The sequence below is a fragment of the Magnetospirillum gryphiswaldense MSR-1 v2 genome, assembly GCF_000513295.1.
Lineage (GTDB): Bacteria > Pseudomonadota > Alphaproteobacteria > Rhodospirillales > Magnetospirillaceae > Magnetospirillum > Magnetospirillum gryphiswaldense.
In genome coordinates this window covers 1,587,960-1,601,587 of record NC_023065.1, presented here as the reverse complement: position 1 = coordinate 1,601,587, position 13,628 = coordinate 1,587,960, and the positions used below count along the sequence as shown (strand labels likewise).

Below are 13,628 nucleotides of genomic sequence, written 5' to 3'. Positions count from 1 at the left end.
GTCATGAAAGTCCTGGTGGCCGCCAAGCGCGTCATTGATTACAACGTGAAAATTCGGGTCAAGGCTGACAATTCGGGCGTCGAGACGGCGAACGTGAAGTTCAGCATGAATCCGTTCGACGAAATCGCGGTTGAAGAGGCGGTTCGCCTGAAGGAAGCCGGCAAGGCGACCGAGATCGTGGTGGTCAGCATCGGCCCGGCGACAGCGCAGGAAACCCTGCGCACCGCCCTGGCCATGGGGGCCGATCGCGGCATCCTGGTGCAGACCGACGACGAGATTCAGCCCCTGGCGGTGGCCAAGCTGTTGAAGGCGGTGGTCGACAAGGAGGCTCCGGGTCTGGTGATCCTGGGCAAGCAGGCCATCGACGACGACAGCAACCAGACCGGCCAGATGCTGGCGGCGCTGCTGGGCTGGTCGCAAGGCACCTTCGCCAGCAAGATCGAGATCGGCGACAAACTGACGGTGACGCGCGAAGTGGATGGCGGCCTGGAAACCGTGTCGCTGGCCCTGCCGGCGGTGGTGACCAGCGATCTGCGCCTGAACGAGCCGCGCTATGCGTCGCTTCCCAACATCATGAAGGCGAAGAAGAAGCCCATCGACGTCACCAATCCGGGCGATCTGGGCGTCGACGTGGCGCCGCGACTGGTGACCTTGAAGGTGGAAGAGCCGCCCAAGCGTGCCGCCGGCATCAAGGTGCCCGACGTCGCCACCTTGGTCGACAAGCTGAAGAACGAAGCCAAAGTCATCTGAGGAAAGAAGTGAGTGACACGGATGGACACGGATGAACACAGATAGGTTTTTCTTTTTCATCCGTGTTTATCCGCGTCCATCCGTGTCACTTGAATTTTATTTCTCATCAGATGAAGACAGGAAGGAAACAGGACGATGACCATTCTGGTTCTCGCCGAACATGAAGGCGGTGCGCTGAAGGCCGCCACCTTGAACACCGTCACCGCCGCCCAAAAGATCGGTGGCGACATCCATGTGCTGGTGGCGGGCGACAATATCGCCGCTGTTGCCGCCGAAGCCGCCAAGATCAGCGGCGTGGCCAAGGTGCTGAGCGCCGATGCGGCCCAGTACGGCCATCATCTGGCCGAGCCGCTGGCGGCGCTGATCGTCGGTATCGCTGGAAGCTACAGCCATATCCTGGCCCCGGCCACCACCTCGGGCAAGAATGTCTGCCCGCGCGTCGCCGCCCTGTTGGATGTGGCCCAGATTTCGGAAATCACTGCGGTGGTTGGTGCCGACACCTTCGTTCGTCCCATCTATGCCGGCAACGCCCTGGCCACCGTGCAAAGCAAGGATGCGGTCAAGGTCATCACCGTGCGCGCCACCGGCTTCGAAGCCGCCGGCACCAGCGGCACGGCGGCCATCGAGGCGGTCAGCCCGGCGACCGATCCCGGCCTATCCAGCTTCGTCAGCCAGGAATTGTCCAAGTCGGAACGCCCGGAGCTGACCAGCGCGCGGGTGATCATCAGTGGTGGTCGCGGCATGCAATCGGGCGAAAATTTCCCGCTGCTGGAAGCGGTCGCCGATAAGCTGGGCGCCGCCGTCGGCGCCAGCCGCGCCGCCGTCGACGCCGGTTTCGTCCCCAACGATTTGCAGGTCGGTCAGACCGGCAAGATCGTGGCGCCGGACCTTTACATCGCCGTCGGCATCTCGGGTGCCATCCAGCATCTGGCCGGCATGAAGGATTCCAAGGTCATCGTCGCCATCAACAAGGACGAAGAGGCCCCCATCTTCCAGGTCGCCGATTATGGATTGGTCGCCGACCTGTTCAAAGCGGTGCCTGAACTCGCGGAGAAACTATAGCTCATGACCACGCTCCCCACCCTTGATGCCCCCATTTCCGCCCATATCCGCCAGATCGGCGTGATCGGCGCCGGCCAAATGGGCAACGGCATCGCCCAGGTGTTCGCCCAACGCGGCTATCAGGTCGCGTTGCTGGATGTTTCCGACGAACGCCTGAACCAGGGGGTGGGGGCTATCACCAAGAACCTGGGCCGGTTGGAAGCCAAGGGCAAGATCAACGCCACCGACAAGGCCGACACCCTGGCCCGCATCAACACCGGCACCGATTACGCCCTGTTGTCGGGGTGCGATCTGGTGATCGAGGCAGCCAGCGAAAACGAGACGATCAAGCGCGCCATCTTCGCCCAGCTGTGCCCGGTGCTGAAGGCCGACGCCATCATCGCGTCCAACACCTCGTCGCTGTCCATCACCCGGCTGGCGGCGTCCACCGACCGTCCGACCCGTTTCGTCGGCATGCACTTCATGAACCCGGTGCCGGTGATGCAACTGGTCGAGCTGATCCGCGGCATCGCCACCGCCGAGGACACCTTCGCCATCATCAAGGAATTGGTGGCGCGGCTGGGCAAGATTTCGGTGTCCGCCGAAGACTTCCCCGCCTTCATCGTCAACCGCATCCTGCTGCCCATGATCAACGAGGCGGTCTACACCCTGTATGAAGGCGTCGGCAGCGTCGAAAGCATCGATACTGCGCTGAAGCTGGGTGCCAACCATCCCATGGGGCCGTTGGAACTGGCCGATTTCATCGGCCTCGACACCTGCCTGGCGGTGATGCATGTGCTGCATGAAGGCCTGGCCGACAGCAAGTACCGCCCGTGCCCGTTGTTGGTGAAATATGTGGAAGCCGGTTGGTTGGGGCGCAAGACCGGTCGCGGTTTCTATGATTACACCGGCGAAACCCCGGTGCCGACCCGCTAGGGCACTTCTGCTTTTACGGAGACGTTACACATGACCTATGCCGCGCCGCTGGCCGATATCAAGTTCGTTCTGGAAAACGTTGCCGGTCTGGGCAAGGTGACGGCACTGCCGGTCTTCGCCGAAGCCAGTCCCGATCTGGTCGAATCCATCCTGGAGGAAGCGGCCAAGATCGCCGCCGATACCCTGGCGCCGTTGAACCGCATCGGCGACACCGATGGCGCCCGTATGGTGGACGGCAAGGTCCAGGTGTCGCCGGGCTGGCAGGAAGCCTGGAACGTGCTGGTGGACGGCGGCTGGAACGGCCTGCCGTTCTCGCCCGAGCATGGCGGCATGGGCCTGCCCAATGTCTTGAACACCGCCGTGCATGAAATGTGGCAGGCGGCCAACATGGCCTTTACCCTGTGCCCGATGCTGACCCAGGGCGCGGTCAACGCCGTCGAATCCTATGGCACCGCCGAACAGAAGGCGCTGTATCTGCCCAAGATGGTGACCGGTGAATGGACCGGCACCATGAACCTGACCGAGCCGGGCGCCGGCTCCGATCTGGCCGCCATCCGCACCAAGGCGGTGCCCGAGGGTGATCATTACCGGATCTCGGGCTCGAAGATTTTCATCACCTATGGCGACCACGAGATGGTGGAAAACATCATCCATCTGGTGCTGGCCCGTCTGCCCGACGCCCCTGCCGGGGTCAAGGGCATCTCGCTGTTCATCGTCCCTAAGTTCCTGGTCAATGCCGATGGGTCGCTGGGCGCGCGCAACGATGCCGTCTGCGCCTCGCTCGAACACAAATTGGGCATCCATGGCAGCCCCACCGCCGTCATGGCCTTCGGTGAAAAAGACGGCGCCATCGGCACCTTGGTGGGCGAGGCCAATCGCGGCCTGGAATACATGTTCACCATGATGAACCATGCCCGTCAGGCCGTCGGCCTGCAAGGTCTGGCCATCGCCGAGCGCGCCTATCAGCAGGCGCTTTACTATGCGCGGGAACGGGTGCAGGGCAAGCCCACCGGCTGGACCGGCAGCGGCCCCACCGGCATCGTCAATCACCCCGACGTCCGCCGCATGCTGATGACCATGAAGTGCCAGATCGAGGCCATGCGCGGCCTGATCTATTCCGCCGCGGCCCATGTCGATATCGCCCATAACCATGACGATGCGGCGGAACGCGCCCGCGCCCAGTTGCTGGCCGATCTGTACACCCCCCTGGTCAAGGGCTGGTCGACCGAATTGGGCAACGTCATCGCCTCGTTGGGGGTGCAGGTCCACGGCGGCATGGGCTATGTGGAGGAAACCGGTGCCGCCCAGCATTTCCGCGATGCCCGCATCACCACCATCTACGAAGGCACCACCGCCATCCAGGCCAACGATCTGGTGCTGCGCAAGACCCTGCGCGACGGCGGTCAGGGCATCCGCGTGCTGCTGGCCGACGTCGCCGCCACCGCCGATGCCGCTGCCGGTCTGGCCATCGGCGCCAAGCTGAAGGCGGCCATCAATACCGCCATCGCCTGCACCGACTGGCTGGTCGGCGCCGCCAAGGAAGACCCGCGTCTGCCCGCCGGCGCCGCCGTGCCGTTCCTGGAACTGATGGGTATCGTGGTCGGTGCTCAGATGATGGCCAAGGCGGCACTGGCCGCTCAAGGCGCCACCGACGGTTTCCTGGCCGCCAAGCTGATCACCGCCGATTTTTATGCCGATCACGTGCTGTCCAAGGTCGATGGCCTGGGCCAGTCGATCCAGGCCGGGTCCAAGGCGATCATGGCCCTGGACGAAGCGCTGCTGTAACCCGTTTTACCGCCGGTCGGCTCCCGGCGGTACTGGTCCCTTGGTCATGCACACGCCCCAGGGGCTGGTTGTCTCCCTCTGCCGAGCCGCAACTTGACGGGCCGGGCAAGCGATTGCCCGGCCCCCTTTTCTGATGGGGATGAACGCGATGGAACGCGAAGCGATGGAATTCGACGTGGTGATCGTTGGCGGCGGGCCTTCGGGTCTGTCGGCGTCGATCCGCCTGAAGCAGCTGAACCCGGAGCTTTCGGTGTGCGTGCTGGAAAAGGGCTCGGAAGTGGGCGCCCATATCCTGTCGGGGGCGGTGTTCGAGACCCGCGCCTTGGACGAGTTGCTGCCCGACTGGCGCGACCGCGACGCGCCGCTCAATTGCCCGGCCCAGGACGATGCCTTCCTGTTTCTGACCGAGAGCAAGGCGATCCGGCTGCCGACACCGCCGCAGATGAACAATCACGGCAATTACATCATCAGCTTGGGCAATGTCTGCCGCTGGCTGGCCGGTCAGGCCGAGGAACTTGGGGTCGAGATCTATCCCGGCTTCGCTGCGTCCGAGGTGCTGTATCACGACGACGGTTCGGTCAAGGGTGTGGCCACCGGCGACATGGGTATCGGCAAGGATGGCGAGCCCACCGCCAATTACACCCCGGGCATGGAACTGCACGCGCGCCAGACCATCTTTGCCGAGGGCTGCCGCGGTTCGCTGACCAAGACGCTGTTCGAGCGTTTCGACCTGCGCAAGGACTGCGACCCGCAGACTTACGGCATCGGCATCAAGGAATTGTGGGAAATCGATCCGGCCAAGCACAGCCTGGGCCGAATCGTCCACACCGTCGGCTGGCCGTTGGACAGCCAGACCTATGGCGGCTCGTTCCTCTATCACCTGGAAGACAATCAGGTGGTGGTCGGCTTCGTCATCGGCCTGGATTACAAGAACCCGCACCTGTCGCCGTTCGACGAGTTCCAGCGCTTCAAGACCCATCCGGCCATCCGCTCCACCTTTGAAGGCGGGCGCCGCATCGCCTATGGGGCGCGGGCCATTTCCGAGGGCGGCTTGCAGTCGATCCCCGAACTGACCTTCCCCGGCGGTCTGCTGATCGGCGATACGGCTGGCTTCCTCAACGTGCCCAAGATCAAGGGCAGCCACACGGCGATGAAATCGGCCATGGTCGCCGCCGAAGCGGTCGCCGCCCTGTTGAGCGAGAATTCCGGCAATCAGGCCCATGCCTATCCGCGCGAGCTGAAGAAGACCTGGCTGTGGAGCGAGCTTCATCAGGTGCGCAACATCCGCCCCAGCTTCCACAAGGGGCTGTGGCTGGGCATCGCCTATTCGGCCCTGGAGACCTATCTGTTCCGCGGCAAGATGCCGTGGACCTTCAAGATTCATGCGGATCACGAAGGCTTGGGCAAGGCCAAGGATTTCGCCAAGATCGCTTATCCCAAGCCTGATGGGGTGATCAGCTTCGACAAGCTGTCCTCGGTGTTCATTTCCAACACCAATCACGAGGAAAACCAGCCGGCGCATCTGAAGCTTAAGGACGAACGCGTCGCCATCGACGTCAATCTGGCCCTGTACGACGCCCCCGAGCAGCGTTATTGCCCCGCCGGCGTCTATGAAATCGTCGATGGTCCAGCCTTGCGCATCAATGCCCAGAACTGCGTCCACTGCAAGACCTGCGACATCAAGGACCCGACCCAGAACATCACTTGGACCGTGCCGGAAGGCGGCGGCGGCCCCAATTATCCGAATATGTGAGGGTGTTGCGGGCGGAGAAATCCAGCCGTGATACGGACGAACACGGATTTTTTGTTTTTATCCGTGTTCATCCGTGTCCATCCGTGTTGCGGCTGGTTCTATCCACCAAAGACACCGCTACCGATGACGGCACGTTTTATCCCCGCCGCCCACGCTTGCCGGCGGCCATGGCCGACATGGCTTCGGCGATGCGGGTCATGGCCCGGGTCCAGGTGCCGTCGGTGGATTGGCGGAACACCCGCATGGTCGGGTACCACACGCTGTCGTCACGGTCATCAACCCAGCGCCAGTCGTTGCCCAGGGGCAGCAGAACCCAGACCGGCTTGCCCAGGGCGCCGGCCAAATGGGCTTCCACCGTGTCGGTGGTGACGATGAGGTCGAGCCCGGCGACCAGTGCGGCCAAGTCCACCACATCGCGGCAATGGCTGCCCATTTCCTCGACGAACAGGCGGTTGCCGGTGCTGATCAAATCCGTGGCCTGATCGCCCCGTTGCAGGCTGACCAGATCGATTTGCGGCAAGGCCGCCAGCCGCATCAGCACCGGCAACGGGATACCGCGATCACGTTCGCGCTGGCCTACCCATGACAATCCCACATGCAGGCGCTGATCGTCGGGGAAACGGAACGGCAGCACCCCGTCGGGCAGATGCAGATAGGGCACGTTGCGCGGCGGCGTGGTCCGCGACGTGGTGCCCAACAGGCGCGGCACGTCCAGCAGGCGCACGGTGCAATCCACCTTGGGCAGGCTTTGGCCGCGCGGAATGACCTGTTCGACCCCGGCCAGTCCGGTCAGCAAGGGGGCCAGTTCGGGGACGCATTCAACGCTGACCAGACCGCCTTGCAGGGCGACCAAGGGGATGTAGCGCGACAGCATGATGGTGTCGACGCTATCGTTTTCGTCGCGCACCAGGATGGTACGGGCATCCAGGCGGCTGCCGTCCCATTCCGGGGCTTTGACCTCGGGCAGGGATATTGCCGGGCGGTTGATCATCTCGGCCATGCCGCGAGCCAGATTGCCCGATTTCAGCAAGGTCGCCGCCATTTCGTGGCCGGGTACCGTGCCGGGGCGCAAATGCTCGGCCCGTTCGAACAAGCCCAGGGCTTCCCGGGGGCGACCGCGCTCGCGTTCCAGCAGGCCGAAGGCATAAAGCACTTCGGCATTGTCGGGTAGATCGGTCAAGGCCTGAAGGAAGGCGGCTTCGGACGAGGCCAGATGGCCGCTTTCGCGCAGGACGTTGGCCAGATTGGCCCGGACCAAGGGCGGCGCCCCGGCGGCCAGGGCACGGCGCCAACAGGCGGCGGCGGCGGTGGCGCGACCGATGCGGCGCAGCAAGCCGCCCAGATTGGCGTTGGCGTCCACATTGCTGGGGTCCATGGCCAGGGCGCGGGCAAAGGAGGCGCCGGCCTGATTGAGCAAACCCTTGGCCAGTTCGGCATTGCCGCGATTGGCCAGATGGGTGGCCATCACCGCCACCTTGCCCATGCTGGCCGGCGAGGTGGGGTCGCCGGCATCGCCGTAAAGCGGGGCCGGCGCCTGTCCCGGCGCCAGGGCCAGGACGACGGTCCCATCATGGCCGGTGAAGGGGATAACGTTGCCAGCGGCGACGTCACCGGGGAATTGGAACAGGCGATAACCGCGCTGGTTCAGCCGTTCCGCCGCTTCGCTGCCCTGAGCATGGCTGAAGACGATGGCCGCCGGGGTATAATCGCCCAGGCCGTCGATGATGGCGGCCTCGTCACCCTTGGCGCCCAGACGCAGGACCAGACGGCACGTCTTGTCATCGGCCCCGTCGTCCAGGAACTCGTCCAGGATTTCGGCCAGGGGCAGAGAGTGCTCTGCCGCCTCCACCCAGGCGGGGAGGGCATAGACGGCGCGTCCATCGCGCTTTTTCGCCGCCACCGCTACCGGCAGACGGGCGGCGCCGACCACCGCCTGTCGGACGGTGACGATGTCGGACAGGCCGGAAATGCCGATGGTGTCGTCCAAGATGGCCGCTTCGCCGGAGCGCGCGTCGATGGCCAGGACACGCAGCGAGTCCATGTCCTGGCTGGCGATATCCAGCACATGGGGGGCGGCGGAACCGCAGCCCACGTCCACATACAGGTCGCCATCCATCAGATGGGTGGACAGCATGGCCCGCTGGGCGGCGCGCGGGCCGGTCTGGGTTTGGGTGTTGTCCTGACGCTGGGCGCGTTCCTGCGCCAGTCTTTCGTCAAGGGCGTTCATCACCTGGGTGATGGTGCCGATCCAGTCGCCGGGGCGGGCCTGGCGGAACAATCGGGCCGAGCCGTACCATGGACTGTCGTCGCGGCCTCGCATCCAGCGCCAGTCGGGGGCGGTCGGCAGCATGACCCAGACCGGCTTGCCCAGGGCGCCGGCCAGATGGGCGACAGCGCCGTCGACGGTGATGACCAGATCCATCTCGGCGATGCGTCCGGCCAGATCGGCATAATCGGAAATGCTGGGCGACAGATCAGTGATCAGGGCGGGATGGGCCATACGGGCGGCATCCTGGGCCCGATTGCCCAATTGCAGGCCGAAGAAGGCGGCGCCCGATAAGCCCAGCAGGTCCATCACCTGGGTGAAGGGGATGCTCCAGGCGGCGCGGGGGCCGGCCCAGGCCAAACCCACCTTCAGCAACGCCGCCGGCGGGGCGGAAACCGGCACCCGGTGGCCGGGCGGCGGCGCCAGATAGGGGGCACGGGGAATGCCCGACAGCGAGGTGCCGAACAGGCGGGGCAAATCATTGAGCGAGGCGTTGTAATCGATGCGCAGGCCGCTGGGCAGTTTCTCGCCCGAGGCGATGACGGCGAACACACCCTCGAGCCCCTTGACCAGTCCGGTCAAGGGCTGCGGCAGGCCCAGCACGACCTTGCCGGCGCGGTGCGCGATTTCCGGCACATAGCGCAGCAGATGGATGATCTCGGCGATGCCCTGTTCCGCCCACAGCAAGATGGTTTGGCCGACCAGTTCGTCGTCGCCGTTCCAGCTTTGGCCGGGCGGTTGCGGGCGGGTGCGGCCCACGGCCTGCCAGCGCCATTCCAGGTCGTCCCACGCCCCTTGCAGATGGCCGTCCAGCAGGTTCAGCCGCGCCCGGCCCAGATGGGCATGGGGGTTGGACGGCATGATCGCCAGGGATCGTTCCAACTGATCCTGGGCTTCGTCCATGCGGCCCAGGCCGATCAGGGTCTGTCCCAGCCCCGATAGGGCCAGGGCGTTGTCGGCATCCATGGCCAGGATGCTGTGATACAGATCGATCGCGGCGGCCAGATCCATGCGCCGGGCCAAAAGATCGGCCAATTGCTGGCGGGCGTCGATCAGGTCGGGCGCCTGGGCGATGGCCCGGCGCAGGGCCGATTCCGCCGCCGCTTCGTGCCCTTCGCTCAACAGCAGCAGGGCCAGACCATGCCAGGCCTGGGCCGGCGGCGCCGGTTCACGCACCAAGGCGGTGAAGATCACCCGCGCTTCGTCCGGGCGGCCCAGCCCTTGCAGGGTGAGGGCCAGTTCAAGACGGGCTTCCAGATGATGGCTGTCGTGGTCCAGCACCTTCATCAGCACCGGCAGCGCCTCACGCGTGCGGCCAAGGGCGCGCAGCATGGCACCTTTACCGGCCAGGGCGCCGGCATGAGCCGGGTCGATGGTCAGCGCCGCGTCATAGGCGGCCAGCGCATTGGCGTAATCGACGGCATCGCGGGCAGCACGGGCGGCATACAATTCGGCTTCCATGGCGGCACTGTCCATAGCCGGCTCGCCCATGTGGTCCATGACGCTCTTCCCCCGATCGTGCGTTACTCACACCCCCAGGCAGTCAAGCGCGGCTGTGCCTAAGGGTCAAGTGTAAACAAAACCAGGATAGGCCCATAGCCGACAAACGTCATCCACCGGCATTGGTTTTTTCGTATTCTTCCAGGGCGGTGGTGATGGCGGCGCGGGCTTTTTGCACCGATGCCGCCTTGATCGGACCGAAGCCCCGGATGTGCAGTGCCAACAGGGCAATGCCCACCGCGGCATCGTGGTTGGACGCATCGAGCCGGGCCAGCAGCCGATCGATGACGCAATCGTATTCCTTGATCAAATCCCGTTCCATCCGCCGTTCGGCGCTGTGGCCGAAGGGATCGGCCCAGGTGAAGCGCAATCCTTTCAGCCGTGCCAGCCCTTTCATCAGAATCAGCATCCACGGGCCGAAACGGTGCTTGGCGGCGCCGAACCAGGGCGGCGCCAGATGTGGCTCGACCTTGTCCCAACGCTCGAACTCCCCGGCCAGGGATTGGACGAAGGCCGGATCGCTGTAAAGCCGGGCCACCTCGTATTCGTCCTTGTAGGTCATCAGTTTGGCCAGGGCGCGGGCCACCGCCTCGGTCAGGGCGGTAGAGCCGGAAATGGCCGCCTCGGCCCGTCGCACCTGATCGATCCGGGCCTGATAGCGTTCGGCCCATTTTCTCCCGCCCCAGCGGCGCAACTCGGCGACGCGGATGGCGATGATGTCGTCGATGGTCCTGGCGGGCAGGGGCGGCGGCGTCACCAGGGCCTGCACCGCTGCCCGGTCATGGGCGGCGCGGCGGCCCCACAAAAAGGCGCGCTTGTTGAAATCGGGGGCGGCGCCGTTCAGGTCGATGGCGGTCAGGATGGCTTCCAGCGACAACGGCAGCAGGCCGCGCTGCCAGGCGAAGCCGACCACGAACAGATTGGCGGCGATGGCATCCCCCATCAGCGCCTTGGCCAGCCGGGTGGCGTCGATGAAATCGGCCTGGGCGCCGGCGGTGATGGCGTGGCGCATGGCGGTATCGGGAAAGTCCAGATCGGGGGCGTGGGTGAAGGTGGCGGGCATGGATTGGTGGCTGTTGACCACCGCTTGTGTTACCCCCGCCTTCAGCTTGCTCAGGGTGTCGAAGCCGGCGGCGGTGACCATGTCGCAGGCCAGCAGCAGATGGGCGCCGCCATCGGCGATGCGGGTGGCGAACAGCTTGGCCGGATCGTCGCACAGGCGCAGATGGCTGACCACGGCGCCGTTCTTTTGCGCCAATCCGGTCTGGTCCAGGCTGGTGACGCCCTTGCCGTCCAGATGGGCGGCCATGCCGAGAACCTGGGCAACGGTAACCACACCGGTGCCGCCGATGCCGGTGACGATAATGGCATAGGGCTGTTCCGCCGATGGCAGGACCGGTTCCGGCAAGGGGGGGAAGACGTCGGCTTCCACTTCCGCCGGTTTCTTGGTCTGTACCCCGGTAACGGTGACGAAGGCCGGGCAGAAGCCCTTGGCGCAACTGAAATCCTTGTTGCAGGCCGATTGGTCGATGGCGCGCTTGCGGCCCCATTCGGTTTCCACCGGTACCACGGCGACGCAATTGGATTTGTCGCCGCAATCGCCGCAGCCTTCGCAGACCCTTTGGTTGATGAACAGGCGTTCCGGCGGGTCTTCCATCAGGCCGCGCTTGCGCCGGCGGCGCTTTTCGGCGGCGCAGGTCTGGTCGTGGATCAGCACCGACACGCCGGGCCAGTCGCGCAATTCCCGTTGCACCGCGTCGAGGTGGTCGCGGTGGTGGAGGGTGGTGCCCGGCGGCAGCCGGTCGGCATAGGTGACGGTGCGGTCCGAGGTGATGGCGATGCGCTCCACCCCCTCCGCCCGCACCTGGGCAGCGATGGCCGGCACGTCCAGCGGGCCGTCCATGGGTTGACCGCCGGTCATGGCGACGGCGTCGTTGAACAATATCTTGTAGGTGATGTTGACGTGGGCGGCGACGCAGGCGCGGATGGCCAGCAGGCCGGAATGGTAATAGGTGCCGTCGCCCAAATTCTGGAACACGTGGCGCCGACGGGTGAAGGGGGCTTGGCCGATCCAGTTGGTGCCTTCGCCGCCCATCTGAGTATAGGTCTCTGTGTGGCGTTCCGGCATCCAGGTGGCCATGATGTGGCAGCCGATACCGCCCATGGCGTGGCTGCCTTCCGGCACCAGGGTCGAGGAATTGTGCGGGCAGCCGGCGCAAAAATAGGGCACGCGGGCAAAGCCCTGGGGCACATCGGCCAGGGCCGCCTGCTTGGCATCCAGCCAGTCCAGCCGCTCGCGCACCCGCAGGCTGGTATAGAACCGACCGATGCGACCAGCGATGACGCGGGCGACCAGGGCCGGGTTCAGTTCGCCATGGCTGGGCAGCAGCGGCGCCCCGGCCTCGTCGGTCTTGCCCACCACCCGTGGCCGCAGCGCGCCATCCCAATTGAACAATTGGGCGCGTAACTGGTCCTCGATCACCGGGCGCTTTTCCTCGATCACCAGGATTTCGTCCAAGCCCTGGCAAAAGGCGCGGATGCCTTCCGGCTCCAGCGGCCAGGTCATGGCTACCTTGTAGATGGCCAGCCCCATGGCGCCGGCATAGTCGGCATCGATGCCCAGATCGTCCAGGGCTTGCAGCACGTCCAGTGTCGCCTTGCCGGTGGTGACGATGCCGAAGCGGCGGTGGCGGGCGCCGATAATGGTGCGGTCCAGATGGTTGGCGCGGGCGAAGGCGAGGGCGGCGGGCAGCTTGTGGCGCAGCAGGCGTTCTTCCTGGGCCAGGAAGCGGTCGGGCCAGCGAATGGACAGCCCGCCTTCGGGCATGGGAAAATCCAACGGCGTCACATTGTGTACGCGCCACGGATTGACGTCGATGGTGGCCGAGCTTTCCACCGTTTCGGTCACCGCCTTGACCCCGACCCACAGGCCGGAAAACCGCGACAGCGCCCAACCGGTCAGGCCGAAATCCAGCAAGTCCTGAACATTGGCTGGGTTGAGCACCGGCATGTTCATGGCCATGAACAATTGTTCCGACTGGTGCGCCATGGTCGACGACCGCGCGCCGTGGTCGTCGCCGGCCAGCACCAGGACGCCGCCATGGCGGGCGGTGCCGGCGGAATTGGCGTGCTTGAAGGCATCGGCGGCGCGGTCCAGCCCCGGCCCCTTGCCGTACCAATAGGAAAAGACGCCATCGGTCTTGGCCTCACCCGACAGCCCCACCTGCTGACTGCCCCAGATGGCGGTGGCCGCCAGATCCTCGTTGAGGCCGGGCTGGAAGTGGATGTCGTGCAGGGCCAGATGCTTTTGCGCCCGCCACAATTCCTTGTCCAAGCCTGACAGCGGCGAGCCGCGATAGCCGGAGATGAAGCCGGCGGTATCCAGCCCCTGAGCACGGTCGCGGTCGCGTTGGATCATGGGCAGGCGGACCAGGGCCTGAACCCCGGACAGGAACACGCGGCCGCTTCTGGCGGTGTATTTGTCTTCCAAGGTGATCTTGCTGGAAATGGACATGGCGCACCTCCTTTCCGGCAGGTGGGAAGGGGTGGGAGCATCGCAAAGGGGGGAGGTGAAAAACGCAACAAAACCCAGGGTCG

The 13,628-nt window shown here is 65.1% G+C and carries 7 protein-coding genes; 5 read left to right on the top strand and 2 right to left on the bottom strand.

The window, feature by feature from the left end:
• Window positions 1-3 precede the first annotated feature (3 nt).
• The 5 genes from MGMSRV2_RS07655 to MGMSRV2_RS07635 all read left to right on the top strand — a co-directional run bounded on the left by MGMSRV2_RS07655 (window position 4) and on the right by MGMSRV2_RS07635 (window position 6,265).
• Window positions 4-750 (top strand): electron transfer flavoprotein subunit beta/FixA family protein, encoded by a 747-nt coding sequence (locus MGMSRV2_RS07655; protein ID WP_024079792.1) that lies wholly within the window; start codon window positions 4-6, stop codon window positions 748-750.
• A 135-nt stretch (window positions 751-885) separates the two neighbouring features.
• The gene (locus MGMSRV2_RS07650) at window positions 886-1,812 is read left to right on the top strand and encodes an electron transfer flavoprotein subunit alpha/FixB family protein (RefSeq protein ID WP_024079791.1); all 927 of its coding nucleotides are present in this window, start codon (window positions 886-888) and stop codon (window positions 1,810-1,812) included.
• Window positions 1,813-1,815: 3 nt separating this feature from the next.
• Complete coding sequence (locus MGMSRV2_RS07645; protein ID WP_024079790.1) at window positions 1,816-2,727, top strand: 3-hydroxybutyryl-CoA dehydrogenase; 912 nt, start codon at window positions 1,816-1,818, stop codon at window positions 2,725-2,727.
• Window positions 2,728-2,757: 30 nt separating this feature from the next.
• Window positions 2,758-4,512 (top strand): acyl-CoA dehydrogenase, encoded by a 1,755-nt coding sequence (locus tag MGMSRV2_RS07640; RefSeq protein ID WP_024079789.1) that lies wholly within the window; start codon window positions 2,758-2,760, stop codon window positions 4,510-4,512.
• 148 nt (window positions 4,513-4,660) lie between these two features.
• Window positions 4,661-6,265, top strand: a complete 1,605-nt coding sequence (locus tag MGMSRV2_RS07635) for an electron transfer flavoprotein-ubiquinone oxidoreductase (RefSeq protein ID WP_024079788.1) — start codon at window positions 4,661-4,663, stop codon at window positions 6,263-6,265.
• Between the two features lie 136 nt (window positions 6,266-6,401).
• Here the strand turns inward: MGMSRV2_RS07635 and MGMSRV2_RS07630 are convergent, their stop codons facing one another.
• Window positions 6,402-10,031 (bottom strand): tetratricopeptide repeat protein, encoded by a 3,630-nt coding sequence (locus MGMSRV2_RS07630; RefSeq protein ID WP_024079787.1) that lies wholly within the window; start codon window positions 10,029-10,031, stop codon window positions 6,402-6,404.
• A gap of 109 nt (window positions 10,032-10,140) precedes the next feature.
• Window positions 10,141-13,545, bottom strand: a complete 3,405-nt coding sequence (locus MGMSRV2_RS07625) for an indolepyruvate ferredoxin oxidoreductase family protein (RefSeq protein WP_024079786.1) — start codon at window positions 13,543-13,545, stop codon at window positions 10,141-10,143.
• Window positions 13,546-13,628: the final 83 nt, after the last annotated feature.

Bases quoted from the DNA above. Each gene is read 5' to 3' on its own strand.
- MGMSRV2_RS07640 (WP_024079789.1), top strand. From the start codon at position 2,758: ATGACCTATGCCGCGCCGCTGGCCGATATCAAGTTCGTTCTGGAAAAC.
- MGMSRV2_RS07630 (WP_024079787.1), bottom strand. From the start codon at position 10,031: ATGGACCACATGGGCGAGCCGGCTATGGACAGTGCCGCCATGGAAGCC.
- MGMSRV2_RS07635 (WP_024079788.1), top strand. From the start codon at position 4,661: ATGGAACGCGAAGCGATGGAATTCGACGTGGTGATCGTTGGCGGCGGG.
- MGMSRV2_RS07650 (WP_024079791.1), top strand. From the start codon at position 886: ATGACCATTCTGGTTCTCGCCGAACATGAAGGCGGTGCGCTGAAGGCC.
- MGMSRV2_RS07655 (WP_024079792.1), top strand. From the start codon at position 4: ATGAAAGTCCTGGTGGCCGCCAAGCGCGTCATTGATTACAACGTGAAA.
- MGMSRV2_RS07645 (WP_024079790.1), top strand. From the start codon at position 1,816: ATGACCACGCTCCCCACCCTTGATGCCCCCATTTCCGCCCATATCCGC.
- MGMSRV2_RS07625 (WP_024079786.1), bottom strand. From the start codon at position 13,545: ATGTCCATTTCCAGCAAGATCACCTTGGAAGACAAATACACCGCCAGA.